Raw genomic sequence first — 22,823 nt, 5'->3', positions numbered from 1 at the left:
TCGGCTGTCACTCGACGGCGGACGCTTCAATCTTGTCCAGACGCGGCGCCTTGGTGTTGCAACGGCGCTGGTCCTGACGCTGGGCTACTTCTTGCACCTCACGGCGAGTCACAAGATCAGCCAAGCTGATACCACTCAAAAACTCATGGATCTGCAGGCTCAAGTCACACCACAGGTGGTGCGTCAGGCAGGTGTCGCCGGCGTGGCAATCACCCAAACCCTGGCATTTGGTGGCATCGACGGATTCGTTGACCGCATCGATCACCTGCGCTACCTGGATGCCCTGCATGTCGCGGGACAACTGATAGCCGCCACCCGGCCCACGCACACTGGAAACCAGATTGCTACGGCGCAATTTGGCGAACAGTTGCTCGAGGTAGGACAGGGAAATGCCTTGGCGCTCGGAGATATCGGCCAGGGACACCGGCCCAGTTTGCGCGTGCAAGGCCAGGTCAAGCATGGCGGTCACCGCGTATCGGCCTTTTGTAGTCAGTCTCATGGACAAGTACCAAGGTGTTTCAGAATGGGAGCAAGTATGCGATTCCCGAGTATTTAAGTCAACTATAAGACCTAGTACTTTAGTCAGGATTACCCGTAAAAAGGGCGCGCGAATCATAGCAGGGTGCGAGGGGTAATGGCACATTCAACATCATGTGGCCGATAAAGCGTACGCCTTGTAGGAGCCCGGCTTGTCGAATCGTCGCACCGCGGCGATTGCGACCCTGAAGATGCCATCGCCGGCAAGCCGGACTCCTACAAGGGAGTATTTCAGCTGGCTTGCTGATTGGTTTCGGCCTTGATCTCGGCGAAATCTTCTTCGCGCAGCTCAGGCAGATCTTTCGCACAGTAAGGACTGCCGAGATCCTTCAACGCACCGCACATGCCGTCCAGCTTGCCATCCACGGCCTGCAAATGATCGAGCAGCTGGCCGATGGCCCGGGCCACCGGGTCAGGCATGTCTTCGCTGACGCCATAGGCATCGAAGCCGATTTTCTCGGCCATGGCCTTGCGCTTGGCTTCCTGCTCATCACCTGCTTCGGGCTTGACGATAATTCGACCCGGGATACCGACAACGGTAGCGCCGGGCGGAACCGCCTTGGTCACCACCGCATTGGAGCCGACCTTGGCACCCGCACCGACAGTAAACGGGCCGAGCACCTTGGCGCCCGCCCCCACCACCACGCCATCACCCAGCGTCGGGTGGCGCTTGCCTTTGTTCCAGCTGGTGCCGCCCAGGGTCACGCCCTGATAAAGGGTCACGTCATCGCCGATCTCGGCGGTTTCGCCAATCACGATGCCCATACCGTGATCGATAAAGAAGCGGCGACCCACCTTGGCACCCGGGTGAATCTCGATCCCGGTCAGCCAGCGTCCGAAGTTCGAGACCAGCCGCGCCATCCATTTCCAGCCCATGCCCCACAGGGCACCGGACAACCGGTGAATCCAGATCGCGTGCATGCCCGGGTAGCAGGTCAGCACTTCAAAGGCGTTGCGCGCCGCCGGGTCACGGTGGAAAACACTCTGGATATCTTCTCGCAAACGCTCGAACATTTTTAATCCTTCCGCTTAAGCAGCTCGCCACGGGCCGCTTTCTGGGTTTCCGTGAGGATGCCACGCAATATATTCATTTCTGCCCGGCTGACCGAGCTGCGTCCGTAAAGGCGACGCAGGCGTGCCATCAAGTGCCGTGGTTTTTCCGGATCGAGGAACTCGATGGCCACCAGGGTTTGTTCCAGGTGCTCATAGAATCGCTCCAAATCGTCCATGGTGGCCAACTCACCACTCTTGGTCGACGCAACCTCTTCCTTCTCTACCTTGCTCGGCTGGCCAGCCGCGGCCAACCAGGCCATGCGCACTTCGTAGGTCAACACCTGCACCGCCGCCCCAAGGTTCAGCGAGCTGAACCCTGGGTCCGATGGGATATGCACGTGGTAATGACATCGCTGCAGCTCTTCATTGGTCAGGCCGGAGTCCTCACGACCAAAGACCAAGGCGATTTCAGCGCCGCCTGCGGCCTCCTCGACCACTTTGGTCCCGCATTCACGCGGATCCAGCAGCGGCCAGGGGATGCGACGGTCGCGAGCACTGGTGCCTAGCACCAAATTGCAGCCGACCAAGGCATCTTCCAAGGTGGCGACGACCTGGGCTTTTTCAAGCAGATCATTGGCACCCGATGCACGGGCATCAGCCTCGTGGTGCGGGAACACGCGCGGGTCGACCAGCACCAGGCGCGTCAACCCCATGTTTTTCATGGCTCGCGCCACCCCGCCGATGTTGCCGGGATGACTGGTATTGACCAAGACGACACGAATGTTTTGCAGCAAGGGAGGCGCTCTCGGACACGGGAAAGGGGAGCAAATCTTACAGAACAGCCTAAGGTTATGCCATGAAAGCTAACGTCGTCCTTCACCTGAAGAAAGTTTCTGCTAGAATGCTCGGCTTTCTTTAACAACCTTAGGTGACACATCCATGCAGCCCATGCTGAATATCGCGCTGCGCGCCGCCCGCAGCGCCAGTGAATTGATCTTCCGCTCCATCGAGCGCCTGGATACCATCAAGGTCGACGAAAAAGACGCCAAGGATTACGTATCCGAGGTGGATCGCGCCGCCGAACAGAAAATCATCGACGCCCTACGCAAGGCCTACCCTACCCACGGGATCCTCGGCGAAGAAACCGGCCTGCACAAAGGCAGCGGTGAAGGCGAAGACTACCTGTGGATCATCGACCCACTGGATGGCACCACCAACTTCCTGCGCGGCATCCCGCACTTTGCCGTGAGCATCGCGTGCAAATACCGTGGCCGCCTGGAACACGCCGTGGTTCTGGACCCAGTTCGCCAGGAAGAATTCACCGCCAGCCGTGGCCGTGGCGCCCAACTGAATGGTCGTCGCCTGCGCGTCAGCGGTCGCACCAGCCTGGACGGCGCCCTGCTGGGCACCGGCTTCCCATTCCGTGATGACCAGATGGACAACCTGGAAAACTACCTGGGCATGTTCCGCGCCCTGGTTGGCCAGACCGCTGGCATCCGTCGCGCTGGCGCTGCAAGCCTGGACCTGGCTTATGTGGCCGCAGGTCGCTTCGATGCGTTCTGGGAGTCGGGCCTGTCCGAGTGGGACATGGCAGCAGGCGCTCTGCTGATCCAGGAAGCGGGCGGCCTGGTGAGCGACTTCACCGGTGGTCATGACTTCCTTGAGAAAGGCCACGTGGTTGCCGGTAACACCAAATGCTTCAAGGCAGTACTGACGGCGATCCAGCCGCACCTGCCGGCCTCGCTGAAGCGCTAAGCGAGCGGGCACAAAAAAGCACCCTTCGGGGTGCTTTTTTTATGCCTGGGCTTTAGGAAAACCTAAAAACTACTGAGCAACACACAATTCACTGTAGGAGCCGGCTTGCCGGCGATGGCGATCTATCTGTCAGCGCTCTTAATACTGACCTACCGCTATCGCCGGCAAGCCGGCTCCTACAAGTATTGTGGTGTCAATTACTGCTGGTTCTGACCGAGAATCAGGCGACCTTCTTTGTCGACCGGAATCTGGTTGCCCGGATCACGCTCCATGCGCACCGAGCCCTCTTTGCCATCCAGGGTGTAACGCACGTCATAACCGACCACCTTGTCGCTGATGTCGTTGACGGTGTTACAACGGGTTTGTGTGGTGGTATAGGTATCGCGGTTCTGCATGCCTTCCTGAACCTTGTTACCGGCATAACCACCGCCCACTGCACCGGCCACGGTGGCCAGCTTCTTGCCATTACCGCCACCGACCTGGTTGCCCAACAGGCCACCTGCCAGCGCACCGACCACGGTGCCGATGATCTGATGTTGATCTTCTACCGGCTTCTGCCGGGTCACGGCGACATCCTTGCAGACCTCGCGCGGGGTTTTGATCTGGGTCTTGACCGGCTGCACCGCCAGCACTTGCGCATACTCAGGGCCGCTTTTTACCAGGCTGTAGGTGGCAACAGCACCCCCGGCAGTCACACCGACAGCACCCAATACCGCACCAACCAGCAACGACTTGTTCACGTGAACCTCCTGACCATCACAAACGGACCGAAACGTCCGCGCTATACCCAGCCTTGGAGCAAAAAAAAAGGCACGAGTTCAATACTCGTGCCTTCTTTGTAACAGCAGATCAACAAGCACCCATCAAGGGCGGTCGTCGACCTCCTTGCCAGTTGCAGCAGGAGGGATCAGGTCTTCGCTGTTGAGGTTCAGCCAGATCAACACCACGTTGGCGATGTAGATCGACGAGTAGGTACCCGCCAGAACGCCGATGAACAGCGCCAGGGAGAAGCCCCACAAGTTGTCGCCACCAAAGATCATCAGGGCCGCGATCGCCAGCAAGGTGGAGATCGACGTCGCCATCGTCCGCAACAGGGTCTGGGTGGTGGAGACGTTGATGTTCTCGATCAACGACGCCTTGCGCAGTACGCGGAAGTTCTCACGAACCCGGTCGAATACCACGATGGTGTCGTTGAGGGAGTAACCAATGATCGCCAGCACAGCCGCCAGTACGGTCAGGTCGAAGGTCACCTGGAAGTACGCCAGGATACCCACGGTCACGATCACGTCGTGGATCAGCGATACAATGGCGCCGACACCGAACTTCCACTGAAAGCGGAAAGCCAGGTAGATCATGATGCCGACCAGCGCCATCAGCATGCCCAGGCCGCCTTGGTCGCGCAGCTCCTCACCCACTTGCGGGCCGACGAACTCGACGCGCTTGACCGACGCCGGATTGTCGCCGCCGACCTTCTGCAAGGCCTCGGCCACCTGGTGACCCAGTTGAGGGTCTTCGCCAGGCATACGCACCAACAGGTCGGTGGTTGCACCAAAGCTCTGCACGATGGCTTCGTGATAGCCGGCCTTGACCAGCTCGCTGCGCACCAAGGTAACGTCGGCCGGCTTCTCGTAGGTCAGCTCGATGAGCGTACCGCCGGTGAAGTCCAGGCCGTAGTTCAGGCCCTTATGGAACCAGCTGAACAACGCCAGAACGGTAAGGAGCACGGTGACGCCGAACGCAACGTTGCGAACGCCCATGAAGTTGATTGTACGTAACATGGCAGCCCCTTAAATCCACAACTTCTTGAAGTCACGCCCGCCAAAGATCAGGTTGACCATTGCGCGGGTCACCATGATGGCCGTGAACATCGAGGTAAAGATACCGAGGGACATGGTCACCGCAAAACCTTTGACTGGGCCGGTGCCCATGGCAAAGAGAATCCCGCCGACCAGCAAGGTGGTCAAGTTGGAGTCGAGAATCGCGGTAAATGCCCGGCCGAAGCCTTCGTTGATTGCGCGCTGTACGGTCATGCCCGCCGCGATCTCTTCACGGATCCGCGAGAAGATCAGTACGTTGGCGTCTACCGCCATACCCATGGTCAGTACGATACCGGCGATACCTGGCAAGGTCAGGGTAGCGCCCAGCAGCGACATCAGGGCCAGCAGCATCACCATGTTGCCCGCCAGGGCCACGGTGGCAATGATGCCGAAGAAGCGGTAGATGGCGATGATGAACAGGGAAACGAACAGCATGCCCCACAAGGCCGCGTCGATACCCTTGGTGATGTTGTCAGCACCCAGGCTTGGGCCAATGGTACGTTCTTCAGCGAAGTACATCGGGGCAGCCAGGCCACCGGCACGCAGCAGCAGCGCCAGCTCGGACGACTCGCCCTGGCCGTTCAGGCCAGTGATGCGGAATTGAGCACCCAGCGGCGACTGGATGGTCGCCAGGCTGATGATCTTCTTCTCTTCCTTGAAGGTCTGCACCGGCACGTCTTTCTCGACGCCGTCGACCACTTGCTTGGTGTAAGTGGTGACCGGACGCTGTTCGATAAAGATTACCGCCATGCTGCGACCGACGTTGCTGCGCGTGGCGCGGCTCATCAGCTCACCGCCGTGACCATCCAGGCGGATGTTCACTTCAGGCGTGCCGTGCTCGCCAAAACCCGCCTTGGCATCGGTGACCTGGTCACCGGTGATGATCAGGCTACGCTCGATCAGCGCTGGAGGACGGTTGCCTTCGCGGAACTCGAATTCCTCGGCAGTGGCGCGGGTAGCACCCGGCTCAGCGGCCAATCGGAATTCCAGGTTGGCGGTTTTACCCAGGATACGCTTGGCTTCAGCGGTGTCCTGTACGCCCGGCAGCTCAACCACGATGCGGTTAGCACCCTGACGCTGAACGATCGGCTCGGCCACACCCAGCTCGTTGACGCGGTTACGTACCGTGGTCAAGTTCTGCTTGATGGAGTATTCACGGATTTCCGCCAGCTTGGCCGGGGTCATCGCCAGACGCAGTACAGGTTGACCGTTCAGGTCGGCCGGTACGATGTCGAAATCGTTGAAGTTCTTGCGCACCAGCGCACGGGCCTGTTCGCGGGACGCTTCATCAGAGAAGCCCAGCTGGATGGCACCGTTGAGCTGCGGCAGGCTGCGATAACGCAACTTCTCTTTGCGCAGCAGGCTCTTCACGTCGCCTTCGTAGACCTTCAGACGTGCGTCGAGGGCTTTGTCCATGTCGACTTCCAGCAGGAAGTGCACACCACCGGACAAGTCCAGACCCAGCTTCATCGGGTGCGCGCCAATGCTGCGCAGCCATTTTGGCGTGGTCTGTGCCAGGTTGAGCGCGACTACGTAGTCGTCACCCATGGCCTTGCGCACGACGTCTTTGGCCGGCAATTGGTCTTCTGCCTTGGTCAGGCGCAACAAACCGCCCTTCGCATCAGCCGCCAATGTTGCCGCTTTGACCTGGATGCCCGCGTCGGTGAGCGCTTTGCTCGCGCGCTCCAGGTCAGCCTGATTGACTTGCAGCGAAGTGCTGGCGCCAGTGATCTGGATCGCCGGGTCATCAGGATAAAGATTGGGAGCGGAATAAATAAAACCGATCGCCAGCACCGCCAGGATCAGTACGTATTTCCACAGAGGGTATTTGTTCAGCATCACGCCGCCCGCTTATAACGCGGGGCGCCTTGCGCGCCCCGTCGATTGGTAAAGGTTGTTACTCAGATCGCTTTGAGCGTGCCTTTTGGCAGCGTGGCGGCGATGGCGCCCTTCTGGAACTTCATTTCTACGGTATCGGAGACTTCCAGAACCACGAAAGCGTCGGAAACCTTGGTGATCTTGCCAGCGATACCGCCGGTGGTCACAACTTCGTCACCTTTTTGCAGGCTGCCCAGCAGGTTTTTCTGCTCTTTGGCGCGCTTGGCCTGTGGACGCCAGATCATCAGGTAGAAGATGACCAGGAAGCCGACCAGGAAAATCCACTCGAAACCACCGCCCATAGGACCGGCAGCGGCAGGCGCAGCGGCATCAGCCATGGCGTTAGAGATAAAAAAGCTCATTTAGCACTCCAGTTGCAAATAGTGAATCTTAGGGTCGGAAAACTCAGTCCAAGGGCGGCACAGGGAGCCCGCGCTTGGCATAGAAGGCATCGACGAAGGCGGCCAATGTACCCTGTTGAATAGCCTCGCGCAAACCAGCCATCAGGACTTGGTAGTGACGCAAATTGTGGATGGTATTCAACATGCTACCCAGCATTTCCCCACACTTGTCCAGATGGTGCAGATAAGCACGGGAGAAGTTCTGGCAGGTGTAGCAATCACAGGTGGGATCCAGCGGCGAATCATCATGGCGATGGAACGCGTTACGGATCTTCAGCACGCCCGTATCGATGAACAGATGCCCATTGCGGGCATTACGGGTTGGCATCACGCAATCGAACATGTCCACACCGCGGCGCACACCCTCTACGAGATCCTCCGGTTTGCCAACGCCCATAAGGTAACGAGGTTTGTCAGCGGGCATCAGGCCCGGCAGGTAATCCAGCACCTTGATCATCTCGTGCTTGGGCTCGCCCACCGACAAACCGCCGATGGCCAGGCCGTCAAAGCCGATCTTGTCCAAGCCTTCCAGCGAGCGCTTGCGCAGGCTTTCATGCATGCCGCCCTGCACGATACCGAACAGTGCTGCGGTGTTATCACCGTGGGCATTTTTCGAGCGCTGGGCCCAGCGCAAGGACAACTCCATGGAGATCCGCGCGACGTCTTCATCGGCCGGGTACGGGGTGCACTCGTCGAAAATCATCACGATGTCAGAGCCCAGGTCGCGCTGCACCTGCATCGACTCTTCCGGGCCCATGAACACTTTGGCGCCGTCCACCGGCGAGGCGAAGGTCACGCCCTCTTCCTTGATCTTGCGCATGGCACCCAGGCTGAACACCTGGAAACCACCCGAGTCGGTCAGGATCGGGCCTTGCCACTTCATGAAGTCATGCAGGTCGCCGTGCTTCTTGATCACTTCCGTGCCCGGGCGCAGCCACAGGTGGAAAGTATTGCCGAGGATGATCTCGGCGCCGGTGGCGACGATGTCACGCGGCAGCATGCCCTTGACGGTGCCGTAGGTGCCCACCGGCATGAAGGCCGGGGTCTCGACGGTGCCACGTGGGAAGGTCAGACGGCCGCGGCGAGCTTTACCATCCGTGGCCAGCAATTCAAACGACATACGACTCATGATTGTTCCTCTGGGCCGCGTGGCGCCGGGTTACGGGTGATAAACATCGCATCACCGTAGCTGAAAAAACGGTACTCGTTGGCGATGGCGGCTTGATAAGCGGCCATGGTTTCCGGGTAACCGGCAAATGCCGACACCAGCATCAACAGCGTGGATTCCGGCAAATGGAAGTTGGTCACCAGGCAATCGACCACATGGAACGGCCGGCCCGGGAAAATAAAGATATCGGTGTCGCCACTGAACGGCTTGAGCACGCCATCACGCGCCGCGCTCTCCAGCGACCGCACGCTGGTGGTGCCCACGGCAACCACCCGACCGCCGCGCGCCTTGCACGCGGCCACCGCATCCACCACGTTCTGGCTGACTTCCAGCCATTCGCTGTGCATATGGTGGTCTTCAATCTTATCCACACGCACCGGCTGAAATGTACCGGCCCCCACGTGCAGGGTCACATAAGCCGTTTCGACGCCCTTGGCGGCAATCGCATCCAGCAGCGGCTGATCAAAATGCAGCCCGGCAGTCGGCGCGGCCACGGCACCAAGGCGCTGGGAGTAAACGGTTTGATAGCGCTCGCGGTCCGCGTCTTCGTCGGGGCGGTCTATATAAGGAGGCAGCGGCATATGGCCGACGCGCTCCAGCAACGGCAGCACTTCCTCGGTGAACTTGAGCTCGAACAACGCATCATGGCGCGCCACCATCTCGGCTTCGCCACCGCCATCAATGAGGATGCTCGAACCCGGCTTCGGCGACTTGCTGGAGCGCACATGGGCCAGCACGCGATGGCTGTCCAGCACCCGCTCCACCAGAATTTCCAGCTTGCCGCCGGAGGCTTTCTGGCCAAAAAGGCGAGCCGGAATCACCCGGGTATTGTTGAACACCATCAGATCGCCTTGGCGCAAATGCTCAAGCAAATCAGTGAATTGACGGTGTGCGAGGGCACCGCTCACCCCGTCCAGGGTCAGCAGTCGACTGGCGCGACGCTCGGCCAAAGGGTGGCGAGCGATCAGCGAATCAGGGAGCTCAAAAGTAAAGTCAGCAACGCGCATGATGGGGTTCGTCTAGCAGGGCCGGGAAGTCTAGCGGAAATAGTGAAAATTGACCATGAAACGTGATTGACCAACGGTAATCACCTCTCTATACTTCGCCGCCATTGAGCCCTGATGGCGGAATTGGTAGACGCGGCGGATTCAAAATCCGTTTTCGAAAGGAGTGGGAGTTCGAGTCTCCCTCGGGGCACCATCTTAAAAAAAGACCTTGAAATTCAAGGTCTTTTTTTTCGCCTGCAGAAAAGTGGGCAGCCAGCGAAATCACTGCTCACCGCCCTCTCTACCTTGAAACGCAATCCCCCTGTGGGAGCTGGCTTGCCTGCGAAGGCGCCAGCCCCAACACCATCAAATCACCCGCCTACACACCAACCGCTTCACCCTCCTCCACCAGCCCATTCGGCAACATTCCATTCGCCAAATCATCCACCACCGCCTTCGCCATCTCCGCCAAATAATGTGCCGCCCAGGCATAGCAATCCGCGTTCGTGTCCATCGCCGCACCCAATGCCAGCATTTTTGAACAGTGGAGAAGCTCTGAGGCATGCTCAAGGGCATCGCGAATGGGTACGCCGGAATTGACGCGGAATAGGCGGTGAAGGTTGGGCTGTTTGCCGCAGGTGGAGAAGGTGATGACTCCGAGGGTTTTGTTGAGGGGTGGGTTGATCATTGGGCACCTCCCAGATAGGTGGAGGTCTGGGTTGTGGGATTGCGAAGATACGACCTATCAGAAACGCTCATTGCTTAGCTCCTAATGTAGAGAGCTGCCACGTTCGTTTCTCATGCGAATAGGTGGCAGCTATGCGCGGGCTGACATCCATCACCATGGTTGACGCCATGCAGGTGCTCACTATCAGCAACAGATATAGCCACCTTTACCGAAGCTGAAACGATGGCCCTTTTTCTTCAAGATCCTTTCAATTTCAACGATTGAAATTTCAGTAACTTCCGGCACCTCCCACTCACTCGATCCCGCGGGTTTCATGCCCCGTGTACTTCAGATAGTGCCAGGGTCCCCAGCACCATTCTGGAGACTGATTGCTTTCTGCCATCCTCCAGCTACCCTCCTTCCGTGCTGGTCTTCGTGCAACTCAGCGAACACAGCACACATTGCTAAATATTGAGTCATTACCGATCCGACACACGGAAGCGAGGACTAGCCAATGCAATCATTTGTCGTGAATAGAAATGTACAGGCCAACGGCGACTACGAAGTGCATAACACAACGATTGGCTGCAGCTTCATGCCAAGGCCGGAGAATCAGGTACCACTCGGAAATCATCTCACCTGCACCGGCGCAGTCAGCGCCGCTCGGGTAGCAAATCCCACACTAAAAATTAATGGTTGTTACTATTGCTGCAATCCTTGCCACACCAGCTAAATTCCTGGCAGAGAACGAGGGGGTTTACGGATCGTTCATAACCAAACTTAGGATTGCAAGATCAAAGGCCCAAGCAGCTTGTATCCCTCCGTGTATCCCTAACCATATTACCGATCTGTAAGCTACGGATTATATGGGAGGCTCCAGCCTCCCTCGGGGCACCATCTTAAAAAAAGACCTTGAAATTCAAGGTCTTTTTTTTCGCCTGCAGAGAAGTCGGCAGCCAGCGAATTCACTGCTCACCGCCCTCTCCACCTTGAAACGCAATCCCCCTGTGGGAGCTGGCTTTCCTGCGAAGACGCCAGCTCATACAACTTCAACTCACCGACCTACACACACGCTTGAGCACCACCTCATTCGCCAAACGGGGCTGCAAGGCGTCTAGCGAATCCGGTGCGATTCAAAACGTATACTTAAAACTCGTCATAAAATTACGCGGCGCGCCATAAACACTCCAGCTATCCGCATACGCGTAGTAGCTGCGATCAAACACATTATTCACGTTCAACGTGGCACTCAGGTTCTTGCTGATGTCATACCGCGCCATCAAATTGGTCAGTGCATAACTGCCCTGATCGAACGTGTGCAGGTCCATCCCCGTCTTGCTCTGCCAGTTCACGCCACCGCCCACGGTGATCTTGTCGAGCACACCTGGCAGGCGGTATGTGGTGAAGGTTTTGAGGCTATGCCGTGGGCTGGTGGTGACAATGCGCTGATCGTCCTGGTTGGTGCTCACGCTGTACGCATAGCCCGCCGATGCTTGCCAGCCTTCGCTCAGTTCGCCGTTGAGTTCCAGTTCGACGCCTTGGGTAGTGGTGCCTTGCTCCAGACGGTAGATGTCCGGCGCACGCACGTACACCGCGAGGTTGTCCTGGTCGATCTTGAACAGCGCCAGGCTGGCGTTGAGTTTGTCGTCGTTGAAGCTGCCTTTCACCCCGACTTCGTAGCCGGTGCCTTCCTGGGGGTCGAGGGCTTTGTTGTTTTCGTCGTGGACGCCATAGGCCTGCGGGTTGAAGATTTTGGTGTAGCTGGCGTACACCGCCCACGTTTCGCTCAGGTCGTAGACGATACCCGCGTAGGGCAGGAAAACGCCGTTGCGGGTTTCCTTGCTTTCGGTGTTTTGGGTCGGGTCAGCGTACACGCTGGATTCGTTGTTGCGCTTCCAGTTAGTGACGCGGCTGCCGAGGATGACTGCGGTGTTGTCGGTGACATGAAAGCGCGAAGTCAGGTAGGCGGCGTATTGGTTTTCTTCGATGTGGGTCTTGCCCACCGGCGTGGTATCCGGGCGATTGGCCCCGCTGCCGTTCCAGTTGAAGATGTTGGGCACCGTGCCGTCGTAGCCGGTCCAGGAGCCGAACCAACCGCCGTGGCTTGGGGTGTTTTCGTTGTAACGTGACATTGTGACGCCGGCGATCAACTCATGCTCACGGCCGAACAGGCTGAATGGCCCGGTGAGGTAGGCATCAAGATTGTTCTGGCGCGGTGTGCCGGACCAGCGGTTGGGGTACAGGTAAGCGCCAGCACCCGTGTCCTGATCGATATCACCGTTCATGTAGTTGATCAGTTCATCGAACTGGTTCTGGGTGTGACTGACTTCCACCTTGCCGCTCCAACCGTTATCGAACTGGTGCTCGATGGAGGTGAAGACGTTGGTCTGCTTGCGGTCGTTGTACGCCCAGTCCGGCGCGCTGTTGGCGGAACGGCTGAAATGGGTGCGGTTGCCATTGCTGTAGAACATCTGGAAGCCGGTACGCAGCGGGTCGTTGACCTGATTGTTAATGTAGCTGAAGCCCACCGTGAGCATGGTGGCGTCGTTCAGGTCGAACTCGGAAATGCCGTACACCAGTTGCGAGTCGGTGTTGACGCGGTCGACCCAGGAGTTCTGTTTCTTGTAGTCCACCACCAGGCGCCCGCGAACATTGCCGCTGTCGTTCAAAGGCCCGGAGACATCAAAGCCCGTGCCATAACGGTCCCAACTGCCCGCCTCTCCCGTGATGCTGGCCTGGACCTCGGCGGTCGGGCGCTTGCGGATCAGGTTGATGGTCGCCGAGGGCGTGCCCGAGCCGCTGATCAGACCAGTGGCGCCGCGCACCACTTCAACACGGTCGTACATCGCGGTGTTTTGCGTGGTGTTGTCCAGACGCGCCGAGGTGGGTACGCCGTCGATCTCGAAGTTGTTGATCTGAAAACCACGGGACCAGTATGTATCGTTCTCCGCGCCTACACCGACGCGCAGCACGGTGATGCCCGGCGTGGCTTCCAGCACTTCGGTGAGGTTGGTGAGCTTCTGATCGTCGAGGCGCTGACGGGTGATGACCGTGAGCGATTGCGGGGTTTCTTTTTGGGTCAGGTTTAACCGCGTCGAACTGCTGGACGAATACGTGGTGTACAAGCCGGTGCCCTCAGTGGTCGAACCCGGCGCCATGCCGGAGATCGACACCGTGCCCAGTTGCAACGCGCCGCCTGCACCCGGCTGCAATTGATAGCGCCCTTCGCCGGTCTGCACCACCGTAAGCTCACTGCCAGCCAATAGCGTTTGCAGTGCCTGGTCGACCGTGTAGCTGCCGCGCAGCGCCGGGCCTGTCTTGCCGGCGGTGAGCGCGGCATTGCCTGCCAGGTAGATGCCGGCCTGGGCGGCGAGCCGGTTGAGTTGGTCAGCCAGGGCACCGGCCGGCAGATCGTAGGTCTGCACGCTGGACTGCTCGGCGGCTGCCGCCCGTGGCGCCATGCTCAGGCTGGTGGGGATGGCCAAGGCAAACGCAATAGCCAGCGCCAAGGGTTGTGGTGAGTTACGCAGGAATGAGGACATAAAACAGTTCCGGTCGAAGGAGGCATCAAGCCGTTGTCCTTCACTAATTCGAATGAGCAATCAAAACCGGAAGCACACGATGCAAAAAAATCAGCGCGGAACCACCGTGGTCCACCAGGCGAAGCGCCGCTCGGTGCGCACGGGCAAGACCTGCTCAAGCATGGTCAGAGCCTGATCGGTGTCTTGCAGGGGATACGTGCCCATCACCCGAAGGTTGGCGACCTGTGGGTCGATGCCCAGATGGCCATGGCGATAGCTGGCCAGTTCGCCGATAAAGTCCCCCAGGCGCATATCGTTCGCCATCAGCACACCTTTTGCCCAAGCCTCACGCCCAGGTTGCGCACGTTGCATTGCGCCCAGGTGCTGACGGTCGAATAGAACACCCTGCCCCGCCGGTATGATGCGGCGTTGATCCGTGTCGCCGCAGCTGGCCTCCACGCTGCCCTCAAATACATTGAGCAGCGTGTGCCCATCCTGCTCACGCACGCTGAAGCGTGTGCCGAGCGGACGCAAGCGGCCCTGCGGTGTATCCACCACGAAGGGGCGACCGTCCTTGCCGGTATTGATCAGGATTTCGCCGCTGTAGAGTTTCAACTCACGCTGACCGGCGCTGAAATTCACATCCAACGCCGTGCCGCTGTTGAGCCAAATACGCGTTCCATCGGCCAACAGCTGCTCGCCCAGCACCGTGGTGTTCGTATGGAAATCCGCGCGCCAGGTGCCCGACACCCAACGCTGCTGCCAACCGGCCCAGCCCAGTAGCGTGCCGCCCAAGACCACCGACAGCCCGCGCAACACCTGGCGCCGCGAACGCTGGGACTGCCGCAAACTCTCCAGCGTCTTGTTGGCACCCACGGCATCGTCCTGCAACGGTGCAAAGCGTTGCCCCACACGCGCGACATAGCTCCAGGCCAGACGATTGACTTCACTGTGGGCATGCCATTGGCGCCAGGCCTCATGCACCGGCAAGGCGTTGGGTTCGGCACTCAGACGAGCGAACCAGTCGGCGGCCTGTTGCAAAGTGGCATGGTCGAGGCCACCGGGGTTGGTGCTCATGCCAAGGCACCGTCCAACTCAGCCTCCAGCACCATGCACTGGAACATGGCTTGGCCGATGTATTTGGTAACGGTGCGCTCGCTCACGCCAATCCGCAGCGCGATCTCGCGATAGCTCAAGCCCTCGATCTGGGCTAGGCAGAATGCCTCGGACACCTTGGCCGGCAAGCGATCAAGCATCGCCTGCAAATGCACCAGGGCCTCCAACACCAATGCGCGATGTTCTTCCGAAGGCGCGCACGCTTCAGGCCGGCTCGCCAACACCTCAAGCCAGGCCTGCTCCACGTGCTTGCGTCGGAAAAAATCCACACACACATTGCGCGACAAGGTGCTGAGGTACGCACGCGCATGCCCTTCGCTGCCGAACTCACGCGGGTGGCTCAACAGCCTGACAAACACATCATGAGCCAGCTCGGCGGCATCACTGACATTGCCGAGTTTTCGCGCCAGCCAACGTTGAATCCAGCCGTGATGGGCGCAATAAAGGCTGCTGATGCTCAAAGATGCGGTGCCGGGCTCGGGAAGCGGTGGCATACACAGCCCTACGAATAAGAATTGTTCCCAATGGTAATGAGAAAAACTGACCACTACAACGAGCAAAAGCGATGGCATTGCGGCGGACGGCTTGAAGTACGAGGTCTTTTTTTTCCGGTTCAGAACAGGGATCATCGCCCTCCCAAAAGACGCCGAGGAACCGAAACCATGGAATTGACGCTGGAAGCGGTGGCGCTCTTTGCACTGAAACTGGTGTACGAGACGGACGGCGGCAGCCCGGTTTTGCGTGATGACCCAGTGATGGTCGGGTATGACCGCGAGGTGTTTGGGTTGTTGGTGCGGCAGGGGGATCTGGCTACTATTCAACTCAAGGTTGATGAGTGCCTGACACTCGCACTCAAGTCCCTGGGCGGCGCCAACACCGTGATGGGCCGCGAGCTGCAACGGCTTGCGGTGGACGTGCGCCAAGCATCAACACTTGAAGCACTCAATGCCCCGCTCAACACCCTCAAGGACTATCTGAAAGCCATTTTGTGAAGCGCGACTCAGCGTCGCCCTTCCACCGCCATCCGCACCGCCAACCCCATCAGCACCGACCCCATCAACCAGCGCTGCACCACCTGCCAGCCCGGCCGGGTGACAAAAAACACCGCGATGGAACCCGCCATGGTGGCAATCATTGCGTTGACGCTCACGCTGATCAAAATCTGCGTGAAACCCAGCACCAACGATTGCGTCAGCACACTGCCATGGCCATTCGGGTCAATAAATTGGGGCAGCAACGACAGGTACATCACCGCCACCTTGGGGTTCAGCAGGTTGGTCACCAAGCCCATGGTGAACAGCTTGCGCGGGCTGTCTTGAGGCAGGTCCCGTACCTGAAACGGTGAACGCCCGCCCGGTTTCACGGCCTGCCAGGCCATGTAGAGCAGATACAACGCACCGCCAAAACGCAGGGCGTCGTAGGCAAACGGCACCGCCATCACCAGCGCCGTGATCCCCAGCGCCGCACACAGCATGTAAACCAGAAACCCCAACGCCACGCCGCCCAGGGAAATCAACCCAGCCGTGCGCCCCTGGCAGATAGAGCGTGAAATGAGGTAAATCATGTTCGGGCCGGGGGTGAGCACCATGCCGAGGGAGATCAGCGCATAGGCAAGCCAGTTGGACAGTTCAGGCATGATGGGGCTCCGCTTTTTTATCTTCTGGCCAAGGTTGTCAGGTTGGCCGCCATGGTAGGGCGTTCAAAATGCCCGCGTTAGATACAGATCCGTGAGCAAAACGGCATACACAAGGACAGGCATATGATCGACTTCAACAACAAAGGCTTTTTCAAACTCAAGCAAAACAACGAATACGCCGAACGCGTCTCGGCGCTGCTGCTGGACGGCGAAGAAGTGGTCGACGCCTACAAGGCCATGCGCGACGGGGTGGTCTTCACCACCAAACGCATCATCGCGGTCAACGTGCAGGGGATCACCGGCAGCAAGAAGGACTTCACCTCGCTGCCGTACAAGAACATCGTGGCGTACTCGGTGGAAACGGCTGGGACGTTTGATCTGGACTCGGAGTTGGAGATCTACTTTTCATCGCTGGGGAAAGTGAAGTTTGAGTTCACCGGGAAGACCTCGATTGTGGAAATCTCGCGGTTGATTTCCAAGCATCTGCTGGGCTGAACAGCATCAAATGTAGGAGCTGGCTTGCCAGCGATGGCGCCTGCCCGTACACCATCAAATCTCCTACCGCCCCCCTAATATGCCTCCCTGGCAAAACGACCTGCGCTCTCCCTATACCCAGATAAGAGAACGCCTCCTGACGATTCGGCCATTACAAACACGCTGACTTTTCCCACGCTCCGCCTCGAACAAAGCCAATATCAACTGTCGCCTCCCCCCTCGTACGCTCACTCCCCCACACAAGGAAGTGAGCCGGTCATGTCAGAGCGCTTTTACCCTCCCACCGAAGAAGAACAGCTCAAACAGCGCATCCTGACCCCGCAACCATCGCGCGTGCCCTATTCGCCGTTGATCGATTCTTTCATCCCGGCTTCCACCTCAAAACCGCCCCCCGCCAAACCGCGCCATCTGCCCGACGGCATCATTTGCTATAGCGATCCGACGGGTTATGTGTCGCCGGTTCAAAAAATATCTGTGAGGACCACATGGGACTAAAAGTGAGGCTGGAATGGTTCGACAGAACCACCAAACACCTAAGCGGCGCGGAGGACTCGGCGGAGTTGGGAGACGACTACTCCGTAATTTCCAACCTTGGACTGTCGGTAGATGAGGACGTCAACAACGGTATGTTTGAGCTGCGGCGAGAGTGGGTACTACTGGTACAGGCGTACTTTTCTCATGAGATTGAGCTTTCTGAAAGTGATTACTTCATCGCGTTTGATTACGAAGAAGCAAACGAATAACACAAACGTAGAGAATTAAGCCTCATGCGCAGACTGTCACTAACAAACAAAAAACTCCGCAACATCCCCAGGCACCTCAGAGCCCTGACCCGTTGGGCTGACCGCTTCAAAGGCTGCTTTTACAACGAGCTGCCGTCGGAACCCAATTACATAAATATAAGAATCCCGGTTATCGAGAATCTTGTTGAAGGCAAGCAAACCACGCCGGAGATTCTGGCGCATTGCGCTCAACAGTTGATCAAGGTTGCAGGTCATCTGTTTGAAGCTCGGTTAGACGATGACCCTGAGTGTTGGATTGTCGCCTGCATCATGGTCCCGGACATGTTCTCAAGCAGAGTCTGTGTCTACACCGACAAAGCGCGCCATCTCGGCCACACCCAACCCTTTGACTACGAACACTTCCGGCAAACCCGCATCACCGGACGAAGTCTCGCCTGTGAATGGGGCCTGACCGTCCCGCCGGGGCTTCACGAGGTTGGCTTTCACTTTGTTCATGAAGACGAAGAAGGAAACGTCTTCGAGTCAGAGCACTGGTACTTCGGAGAAGTCAGCACGAACGATGATGAACCTGGCGCAGAGCGCTGGAAGTATCAAACCTTCAGGTCCTTCCAGGCGCAACATCCACATCTGTTCGGCCCATCCGTTTAACCCTCCATCGCCATGACTGTCGTAACTGACGATAGAGAGAGGTTTCCAAAATGGTGATGAAGATAAGACTGCGGTGGTACGAAAAGCACAGCAGTGACTTGAAGGCAGCTGAGTACTCAGCGGATATCGAAGATCCCGACAGTGTTTTTGAAGCATTGGGTCTAGGCGAGGAGACCGCGATATACGCCGACGTATTCAACGTACTGCCTAACTGGATAACGATTATCCAGCCGTATTTCCAACACATGATTGAACCCAATCAGCTCGACTACCAAATTTCCTTTCGCTACCAAGGCGCCTGGCCACCCCCTTCAAAGCAACCTGAGAAGGCGTCTTGATGCAATGAAACCTACAGCACAAAGCCGGCCCTCTACCGCTCAGTCAACACCCGCACCCATGGCGTGCGCCACGGGAGTTACGGCGCTTACCGGTACGAGCGAACGCGCAGCTCAATGCACAGCCATCAACGTCCAGCCTTTACCGCGCAAACGGTGGGCAATGCCCACCGTTCAATCAAGCCCGCTTACCCCGCCTTCGTCTCACTCCCCTCCCCACCCATCAACACCCGATTCGCCGGATCGGTGATATCAAATACCTGCTGTGCACACGCCGAACGACTAGGCGTGAACTGGAACTCCACCAGATACACCTTCGCTTTCTCTGGGGTGAACGTGCTCTCCGGCGGTATGCAGCTGTAATAAGCGCCATTGCCTATGTTTCCCGCCCGACCAAATACGGTGAGTTTCTTGCCTGGGTCCGCCTGGATCTCCAGCTGCGGAAAGCGTTTGAACCCGGCGCTGGCGACTGTCTGGTTGAGTTTGGCGATCCAGTTGAAAACACGGCCTTCACCGGTGTCCACCACCGTACCCAAGGATTCCACGCGTTGGTCAGGGTCGCCTTCGCGGCGGATGGAAAATTCGACGGGGTTGGTGCCGCCGTAGGCTTTCATGATGACTTTGGCGTGTTCGGCATCGACCGTTACGGTTTTCTGGCGAAATTGCACGCCGTCCTTGAGCAGGCTAGGCGAAGAGTCGCGTTGGTTGGATTGGCAGGCGCCCAGGGCCAGGGCGAGGGAAAGCAGCGCGATGCGCTTCATGGGGATGTCCTTATCGGGGATGAGAGTGAAGACTGGACCCGAGTTTAAACAGTTTGTTCCGCTGGGACCGAATAAGCGGCTGATGCTCAAGCAATCAGCGATGCAAGAGTCGTGGCCTGGCAGGCCTACCGAGGTGATCCCTTCGCAGCCTCGCCAGGGCTCGACATCTCCCACATTGGATCGGCGTCGCGGCCAGCAGTACCTATTCCTGTGAGAGCTGGGCTTATCTGTCAAATCATCGGTGACTGACCCACCGCCATCGCTGGCAAGCCAGCTCCTACAGTGGATGGTCGTCGTTACGCGGCCCCCTGTGGGAGCTGTCGAGCTTTAGCGAGGCTGCGAAAGCGGCCTATCAGGCAACGAAAATGCCTGCAATGCTCCCACCCTCAACGCTCGCCAAACACCAACCGTGCACTCAACCCGCCCTGCTCCAGATTCTGCAACACCAGCCGGCATCCAATCTTGCCGACGATCATGTCGACAATCGCCAACCCCAACCCGGCGCCGTTGGCATTGCCACGGCTGTAGAAGCGCTCCACCAATCGCCCCATTTCCGCTTCATCAATGCCAGGCCCAGCGTCTTCCACGCTCAGGCAATCGGCGCCGATGATCACTTTGACTTCACTGCCCACCGGCGAAAAATTCAGCGCGTTGGTCACCAGGTTTTGCAGGGCAATCGCCAGCGCCACCGGTTCGGTTTCCAACCAGCACGCTTCCTCGCCTTCGAGCACCAACTCCACACCCTTCTCCATTGCCAGGGGCGTCAGCTCCGCGAGTTCTTCCCGCACCAGTTCCGTCAGTTGCACACGGCTGCGCACCGGGTTGCTCAGGTGCGGTTCGATGCGCGCCATGGTCAGCAACTGGCTGCCAATGCGCGTTGCGCGGTCCACACCACTGACCAAAAAGTCCAACGCCTCGCGCCGCTGCTCTTCAGTCACGGCAGTTTGGGCGTTCTGGGCATGAATGCGTAGGATGGCCAACGGCGTGCGTAGCTCATGGGCGGCATCGGCGATAAAGCGGCGCTCGCGCTCCAGCAGGTCATCGATTTGCACCAACACCCGATTCAGCGCCGTCTGCATCGGTTCCAGATCGCTGGGCAACGGTTTGAGCTGCAACGGCTGCAGCGTGTCAGTGGTGCGGCCGCGGATCGATCGGGCCATGACACGCAACGGCTCAAGCCCCCAGCCAATCACCAGCCAGATCAATACCGTCAGCAACGGCACGCCAATCAGGGTGGGCCATAGCGTGTGGCGCATGATGCGCTGGATCACGTCCTGGCGGATGTCGTCGCGCTCGCCCACCCAGATCAACACCCCCTGCTGCGGGTCGGCCAGGAGGAAGGCGCACCAGTCATTGCCGTTATCCATCAGGTCGTGGGAACCGAGGGTCGCCGGTGGCGCCTTCAGCACCGGCGCTTCGGCCGAGCGCACGAGTAATTCACCCGCACTGTTCCACACCTGGAAAGTCAGGCGAGTTTCATAGGGATGGGCCACGCCCTCCTCGCCCACGCGGCTCATGGCCTGGTCAAAGGCCTGGTGCAGGCGGTCCCAATCAGCGTCCCCAGGATCACGCTGGCGCAGCACACCCTGCAGCAAACGTGCGCTTTGTGCGAGTTGAGCGTCGTAGACTTCTTCGATTTCGTGATGGCTGTCGCGCAGCACCAGCCAGCTGATCAAGGCGTCCCCCAGCAAGATCAGCACCAGCACCGGAATCAGAATGCGCGCGCGAACCGAGGTCATGGTTTGAGCACCAACACATAACCGACGCCACGCACGGTGCGGATCAGCTCGGTGGATAACTTTTTGCGCAGGTTGTGAATCAACACTTCCAGCGTGTTGCTCTCGACCCGGTCCTGCCAGCCATACAACGCACGGGACAGCCGTTCGCGGGTCACCACTTTGCCAGGGCGCACCATCAATTGGTGCAGCAGTTGGTACTCCATCGGCGTCACGACGACTTCTTCATCCCCATAACGCACCTGCTGCGTGGCCGGATCGAGGCTGATACCGGCGTGCTCCAGCATCGGTTGCGCACGGCCCTGGCTGCGCCGCAACAAAGCACGCACGCGGGCCTTGAGTTCTTCCACATCGAACGGCTTGATCAAGTAGTCATCGGCGCCCGCATCCAGCCCGGCAATGCGCTCGGCGGTGCCGTCGCGGGCAGTGAGGATCAGCACCGGCAGGTCATGCTGTTCGGCGCGCAATTGCTGCAACAGGTCCAGGCCATCGAGGCGTGGCAGGCCGAGGTCGAGCAGCAACAGGTCGAAATTTTCCGTGCGCAGGGCATGCAGGGCGGCCACGCCGTCCTGCAACCAATCCAGGGTGTAGCCTTCGGCGCCCAAAGCCACACGAATCCCCTGGCCGAGGGCACGATCATCTTCGACAAGGAGTAGGCGCATACCAAAATCTCTGTAGGAAACGGCGGCATCATGCCGGGTTCTGGCGTGGGCTATTCCGCTAAAGATGTTACGGCTCGTTGCCAACTAAGGTTGCACTAAGGTTGGTTTTGCACTGTGAAATCTCCTACAAACGCCGAGAGCTTTTCCATGCGCAAAATTCTCCTGCTGTCCCTGATTCTCGCCAGCCCCCTGGCCGTTGCCGGCCCACAGTGCACCACCGCCGAGCGCTCGCAATGGCAAGACCAGCAAGCCTTCCAGGACAAGCTCAAGGCGCAAGGTTACGAAATCAGCAAGTTCAAGGTCACCGACGGCAACTGCTACGAGATCTACGGCTTCGACAAAGACAAACGCAAGGTCGAGATCTACCACGACCCCGTCACCGGCAAGGCCGTGAAGACCGAGATCAAAGGCTGATGCCAAGGCAATCCCTGCGCCTGTGGGACCCGCTGGTGAGGCTGTTTCATGTGTCTATCGCCGGGGTCTTCATCGCCAATTACTTCTTTAACGAAGCCGGTGATGACTGGCACGTCTGGCTGGGCTACTACGCCATGGCCTGGCTGCTGGTGCGGACGGTGTGGGGATTTGTCGGGCCACGCAGCGCGCGTTGGGCAGATTTTTGGCCGACACCCGCGCGCCTGAAAGCCCACGCGCACTCACTGCTCAAGGGCCGGCCACAGCATCGTCTGGGCCATTCGCCAATTGGCGCCCTGGTGATGCTGTTGATGTTGCTCGCGCTGCTGACCCTCGGCGTCAGTGGCTTCCTGATGCAGGAAGTCGATGCCTTGTGGGGCGCCGACTGGCCGCTGCAACTGCACGAAACGGCGGCCAATGTGCTGCTCGGTTTGGTAGGTGTGCATGTACTGGCGGCGCTGTTTGAAAGTGTCCAGGTGCGGGACAACCTGCCGTTATCCATGCTCACCGGTCGCAGGAAGCGCCTGCCGGATGAGCCTGTGCAGTAATCCTTTTCC

At 58.7% G+C, this 22,823-nt stretch carries 25 protein-coding genes, 1 tRNA gene and 1 pseudogene; 10 read left to right on the top strand and 17 right to left on the bottom strand.

Annotated features, from left to right (window positions below):
- Window positions 1-7: 7 nt before the first annotated feature.
- From iscR to trmJ, 3 genes are all read right to left on the bottom strand, one after another.
- The gene (gene iscR / locus AC07SU_RS07435) at window positions 8-499 is read right to left on the bottom strand and encodes a Fe-S cluster assembly transcriptional regulator IscR (protein ID WP_003194020.1); all 492 of its coding nucleotides are present in this window, start codon (window positions 497-499) and stop codon (window positions 8-10) included.
- A gap of 269 nt (window positions 500-768) precedes the next feature.
- Window positions 769-1,551, bottom strand: a complete 783-nt coding sequence (cysE, locus tag AC07SU_RS07430) for a serine O-acetyltransferase (RefSeq protein ID WP_176997019.1) — start codon at window positions 1,549-1,551, stop codon at window positions 769-771.
- A gap of 2 nt (window positions 1,552-1,553) precedes the next feature.
- On the bottom strand, window positions 1,554-2,324 hold the full coding sequence (gene trmJ, locus AC07SU_RS07425) for a tRNA (cytosine(32)/uridine(32)-2'-O)-methyltransferase TrmJ (RefSeq protein WP_494996632.1): 771 nt from the start codon (window positions 2,322-2,324) through the stop codon (window positions 1,554-1,556).
- A gap of 145 nt (window positions 2,325-2,469) precedes the next feature.
- On the opposite strand from trmJ, the gene suhB reads away from it, so the two are divergent.
- Complete coding sequence (gene suhB / locus AC07SU_RS07420; protein WP_003175971.1) at window positions 2,470-3,285, top strand: type III secretion system regulator SuhB; 816 nt, start codon at window positions 2,470-2,472, stop codon at window positions 3,283-3,285.
- A gap of 197 nt (window positions 3,286-3,482) precedes the next feature.
- On the opposite strand, the gene AC07SU_RS07415 is transcribed toward suhB, so the two are convergent.
- The 6 genes from AC07SU_RS07415 to queA all read right to left on the bottom strand — a co-directional run bounded on the left by AC07SU_RS07415 (window position 3,483) and on the right by queA (window position 9,556).
- A complete protein-coding gene (locus AC07SU_RS07415) occupies window positions 3,483-4,025 on the bottom strand; it encodes a glycine zipper 2TM domain-containing protein (protein ID WP_176997017.1) in 543 nt (180 codons plus the stop codon).
- Window positions 4,026-4,148: 123 nt separating this feature from the next.
- A complete protein-coding gene (secF, locus tag AC07SU_RS07410) occupies window positions 4,149-5,063 on the bottom strand; it encodes a protein translocase subunit SecF (protein ID WP_176997016.1) in 915 nt (304 codons plus the stop codon).
- Between the two features lie 9 nt (window positions 5,064-5,072).
- Window positions 5,073-6,941 (bottom strand): protein translocase subunit SecD, encoded by a 1,869-nt coding sequence (gene secD / locus AC07SU_RS07405; RefSeq protein ID WP_176997015.1) that lies wholly within the window; start codon window positions 6,939-6,941, stop codon window positions 5,073-5,075.
- A gap of 62 nt (window positions 6,942-7,003) precedes the next feature.
- Window positions 7,004-7,342, bottom strand: coding sequence for a preprotein translocase subunit YajC (yajC, locus tag AC07SU_RS07400; RefSeq protein ID WP_003175975.1), 339 nt, complete (start codon window positions 7,340-7,342; stop codon window positions 7,004-7,006).
- Window positions 7,343-7,385: 43 nt separating this feature from the next.
- Window positions 7,386-8,501, bottom strand: coding sequence for a tRNA guanosine(34) transglycosylase Tgt (tgt, locus tag AC07SU_RS07395; protein WP_032803964.1), 1,116 nt, complete (start codon window positions 8,499-8,501; stop codon window positions 7,386-7,388).
- Window positions 8,502-8,506: 5 nt separating this feature from the next.
- Window positions 8,507-9,556 carry a tRNA preQ1(34) S-adenosylmethionine ribosyltransferase-isomerase QueA gene (queA, locus tag AC07SU_RS07390; protein ID WP_494996631.1) on the bottom strand — a complete coding sequence of 350 codons (1,050 nt, stop codon included), beginning with the start codon at window positions 9,554-9,556 and terminating at the stop codon, window positions 8,507-8,509.
- Between the two features lie 108 nt (window positions 9,557-9,664).
- Here queA and AC07SU_RS07385 point away from each other — a divergent pair.
- Window positions 9,665-9,749 (top strand) — tRNA-Leu (locus tag AC07SU_RS07385).
- Window positions 9,750-9,914: 165 nt separating this feature from the next.
- Here the strand turns inward: AC07SU_RS07385 and AC07SU_RS07380 are convergent.
- From AC07SU_RS07380 to AC07SU_RS07365, 4 genes are all read right to left on the bottom strand, one after another.
- Window positions 9,915-10,223, bottom strand: coding sequence for a DUF3077 domain-containing protein (locus AC07SU_RS07380; RefSeq protein WP_176997013.1), 309 nt, complete (start codon window positions 10,221-10,223; stop codon window positions 9,915-9,917).
- 1,112 nt (window positions 10,224-11,335) lie between these two features.
- Window positions 11,336-13,744, bottom strand: coding sequence for a TonB-dependent siderophore receptor (locus AC07SU_RS07375; RefSeq protein WP_494996630.1), 2,409 nt, complete (start codon window positions 13,742-13,744; stop codon window positions 11,336-11,338).
- Window positions 13,745-13,834: 90 nt separating this feature from the next.
- On the bottom strand, window positions 13,835-14,800 hold the full coding sequence (locus AC07SU_RS07370) for a FecR domain-containing protein (RefSeq protein ID WP_494996629.1): 966 nt from the start codon (window positions 14,798-14,800) through the stop codon (window positions 13,835-13,837).
- Window positions 14,797-15,333, bottom strand: coding sequence for a sigma-70 family RNA polymerase sigma factor (locus AC07SU_RS07365; RefSeq protein WP_176997010.1), 537 nt, complete (start codon window positions 15,331-15,333; stop codon window positions 14,797-14,799). Before AC07SU_RS07365 ends, AC07SU_RS07370 begins: the two co-directional genes overlap by 4 nt.
- 168 nt (window positions 15,334-15,501) lie before the next feature.
- On the opposite strand from AC07SU_RS07365, the gene AC07SU_RS07360 reads away from it, so the two are divergent.
- The gene (locus AC07SU_RS07360; RefSeq protein WP_494996628.1) at window positions 15,502-15,831 is read left to right on the top strand and encodes a hypothetical protein; all 330 of its coding nucleotides are present in this window, start codon (window positions 15,502-15,504) and stop codon (window positions 15,829-15,831) included.
- An 8-nt stretch (window positions 15,832-15,839) separates the two neighbouring features.
- Here the strand turns inward: AC07SU_RS07360 and AC07SU_RS07355 are convergent, their stop codons facing one another.
- A complete protein-coding gene (locus AC07SU_RS07355; RefSeq protein WP_494996627.1) occupies window positions 15,840-16,475 on the bottom strand; it encodes a LysE family translocator in 636 nt (211 codons plus the stop codon).
- A 123-nt stretch (window positions 16,476-16,598) separates the two neighbouring features.
- Between AC07SU_RS07355 and AC07SU_RS07350 the strand changes: the two genes are divergently transcribed.
- From AC07SU_RS07350 to AC07SU_RS07330, 5 genes and pseudogenes are all read left to right on the top strand, one after another.
- Window positions 16,599-16,970 carry a PH domain-containing protein gene (locus AC07SU_RS07350; RefSeq protein ID WP_176997007.1) on the top strand — a complete coding sequence of 124 codons (372 nt, stop codon included), beginning with the start codon at window positions 16,599-16,601 and terminating at the stop codon, window positions 16,968-16,970.
- A gap of 258 nt (window positions 16,971-17,228) precedes the next feature.
- Window positions 17,229-17,423: pseudogene (locus AC07SU_RS07345) on the top strand (detoxification); the annotation flags it as partial.
- Between the two features lie 32 nt (window positions 17,424-17,455).
- Window positions 17,456-17,713: a colicin E3-like toxin immunity protein gene (locus AC07SU_RS07340; RefSeq protein WP_494996626.1), complete on the top strand. Its 258-nt coding sequence runs from the start codon at window positions 17,456-17,458 to the stop codon at window positions 17,711-17,713.
- Window positions 17,714-17,737: 24 nt separating this feature from the next.
- On the top strand, window positions 17,738-18,361 hold the full coding sequence (locus tag AC07SU_RS07335) for a DUF3916 domain-containing protein (protein WP_494996625.1): 624 nt from the start codon (window positions 17,738-17,740) through the stop codon (window positions 18,359-18,361).
- Between the two features lie 50 nt (window positions 18,362-18,411).
- A complete protein-coding gene (locus AC07SU_RS07330; RefSeq protein ID WP_494996624.1) occupies window positions 18,412-18,699 on the top strand; it encodes a colicin E3-like toxin immunity protein in 288 nt (95 codons plus the stop codon).
- 185 nt (window positions 18,700-18,884) lie between these two features.
- On the opposite strand, the gene AC07SU_RS07325 is transcribed toward AC07SU_RS07330, so the two are convergent.
- The 3 genes from AC07SU_RS07325 to AC07SU_RS07315 all read right to left on the bottom strand — a co-directional run bounded on the left by AC07SU_RS07325 (window position 18,885) and on the right by AC07SU_RS07315 (window position 21,855).
- Window positions 18,885-19,457, bottom strand: a complete 573-nt coding sequence (locus AC07SU_RS07325; RefSeq protein ID WP_494996623.1) for a hypothetical protein — start codon at window positions 19,455-19,457, stop codon at window positions 18,885-18,887.
- A gap of 386 nt (window positions 19,458-19,843) precedes the next feature.
- Window positions 19,844-21,196 carry a sensor histidine kinase gene (locus AC07SU_RS07320; protein WP_494996622.1) on the bottom strand — a complete coding sequence of 451 codons (1,353 nt, stop codon included), beginning with the start codon at window positions 21,194-21,196 and terminating at the stop codon, window positions 19,844-19,846.
- A complete protein-coding gene (locus AC07SU_RS07315; RefSeq protein ID WP_176997002.1) occupies window positions 21,193-21,855 on the bottom strand; it encodes a response regulator in 663 nt (220 codons plus the stop codon). Before AC07SU_RS07315 ends, AC07SU_RS07320 begins: the two co-directional genes overlap by 4 nt.
- Before the next feature lie 147 nt (window positions 21,856-22,002).
- On the opposite strand from AC07SU_RS07315, the gene AC07SU_RS07310 reads away from it, so the two are divergent.
- Both AC07SU_RS07310 and AC07SU_RS07305 read left to right on the top strand, forming a co-directional pair.
- Entirely contained in the window at window positions 22,003-22,269 is a 267-nt protein-coding gene (locus AC07SU_RS07310; RefSeq protein WP_176997001.1) for a PepSY domain-containing protein, read from the top strand.
- Window positions 22,269-22,814 (top strand): cytochrome b/b6 domain-containing protein, encoded by a 546-nt coding sequence (locus tag AC07SU_RS07305; protein ID WP_494996621.1) that lies wholly within the window; start codon window positions 22,269-22,271, stop codon window positions 22,812-22,814. Before AC07SU_RS07310 ends, AC07SU_RS07305 begins: the two co-directional genes overlap by 1 nt.
- Window positions 22,815-22,823: the final 9 nt, after the last annotated feature.

This window comes from Pseudomonas sp. GW821-FHT05H12, assembly GCF_059419385.1.
Note: the sequence above shows the minus strand (reverse complement) of the source record. Positions and strands in the feature narration are given on the sequence as shown.

Bases quoted from the DNA above. Each gene is read 5' to 3' on its own strand.
- iscR (WP_003194020.1), bottom strand. From the start codon at position 499: ATGAGACTGACTACAAAAGGCCGATACGCGGTGACCGCCATGCTTGAC.
- cysE (WP_176997019.1), bottom strand. From the start codon at position 1,551: ATGTTCGAGCGTTTGCGAGAAGATATCCAGAGTGTTTTCCACCGTGAC.
- suhB (WP_003175971.1), top strand. From the start codon at position 2,470: ATGCAGCCCATGCTGAATATCGCGCTGCGCGCCGCCCGCAGCGCCAGT.
- secF (WP_176997016.1), bottom strand. From the start codon at position 5,063: ATGTTACGTACAATCAACTTCATGGGCGTTCGCAACGTTGCGTTCGGC.
- secD (WP_176997015.1), bottom strand. From the start codon at position 6,941: ATGCTGAACAAATACCCTCTGTGGAAATACGTACTGATCCTGGCGGTG.
- yajC (WP_003175975.1), bottom strand. From the start codon at position 7,342: ATGAGCTTTTTTATCTCTAACGCCATGGCTGATGCCGCTGCGCCTGCC.
- tgt (WP_032803964.1), bottom strand. From the start codon at position 8,501: ATGTCGTTTGAATTGCTGGCCACGGATGGTAAAGCTCGCCGCGGCCGT.
- queA (WP_494996631.1), bottom strand. From the start codon at position 9,556: ATGCGCGTTGCTGACTTTACTTTTGAGCTCCCTGATTCGCTGATCGCT.
- AC07SU_RS07380 (WP_176997013.1), bottom strand. From the start codon at position 10,223: ATGATCAACCCACCCCTCAACAAAACCCTCGGAGTCATCACCTTCTCC.
- AC07SU_RS07375 (WP_494996630.1), bottom strand. From the start codon at position 13,744: ATGTCCTCATTCCTGCGTAACTCACCACAACCCTTGGCGCTGGCTATT.
- AC07SU_RS07370 (WP_494996629.1), bottom strand. From the start codon at position 14,800: ATGAGCACCAACCCCGGTGGCCTCGACCATGCCACTTTGCAACAGGCC.
- AC07SU_RS07365 (WP_176997010.1), bottom strand. From the start codon at position 15,333: ATGCCACCGCTTCCCGAGCCCGGCACCGCATCTTTGAGCATCAGCAGC.
- AC07SU_RS07360 (WP_494996628.1), top strand. From the start codon at position 15,502: ATGGAATTGACGCTGGAAGCGGTGGCGCTCTTTGCACTGAAACTGGTG.
- AC07SU_RS07355 (WP_494996627.1), bottom strand. From the start codon at position 16,475: ATGCCTGAACTGTCCAACTGGCTTGCCTATGCGCTGATCTCCCTCGGC.
- AC07SU_RS07350 (WP_176997007.1), top strand. From the start codon at position 16,599: ATGATCGACTTCAACAACAAAGGCTTTTTCAAACTCAAGCAAAACAAC.
- AC07SU_RS07340 (WP_494996626.1), top strand. From the start codon at position 17,456: ATGGGACTAAAAGTGAGGCTGGAATGGTTCGACAGAACCACCAAACAC.
- AC07SU_RS07335 (WP_494996625.1), top strand. From the start codon at position 17,738: ATGCGCAGACTGTCACTAACAAACAAAAAACTCCGCAACATCCCCAGG.
- AC07SU_RS07330 (WP_494996624.1), top strand. From the start codon at position 18,412: ATGGTGATGAAGATAAGACTGCGGTGGTACGAAAAGCACAGCAGTGAC.
- AC07SU_RS07325 (WP_494996623.1), bottom strand. From the start codon at position 19,457: ATGAAGCGCATCGCGCTGCTTTCCCTCGCCCTGGCCCTGGGCGCCTGC.
- AC07SU_RS07320 (WP_494996622.1), bottom strand. From the start codon at position 21,196: ATGACCTCGGTTCGCGCGCGCATTCTGATTCCGGTGCTGGTGCTGATC.
- AC07SU_RS07315 (WP_176997002.1), bottom strand. From the start codon at position 21,855: ATGCGCCTACTCCTTGTCGAAGATGATCGTGCCCTCGGCCAGGGGATT.
- AC07SU_RS07310 (WP_176997001.1), top strand. From the start codon at position 22,003: ATGCGCAAAATTCTCCTGCTGTCCCTGATTCTCGCCAGCCCCCTGGCC.
- AC07SU_RS07305 (WP_494996621.1), top strand. From the start codon at position 22,269: ATGCCAAGGCAATCCCTGCGCCTGTGGGACCCGCTGGTGAGGCTGTTT.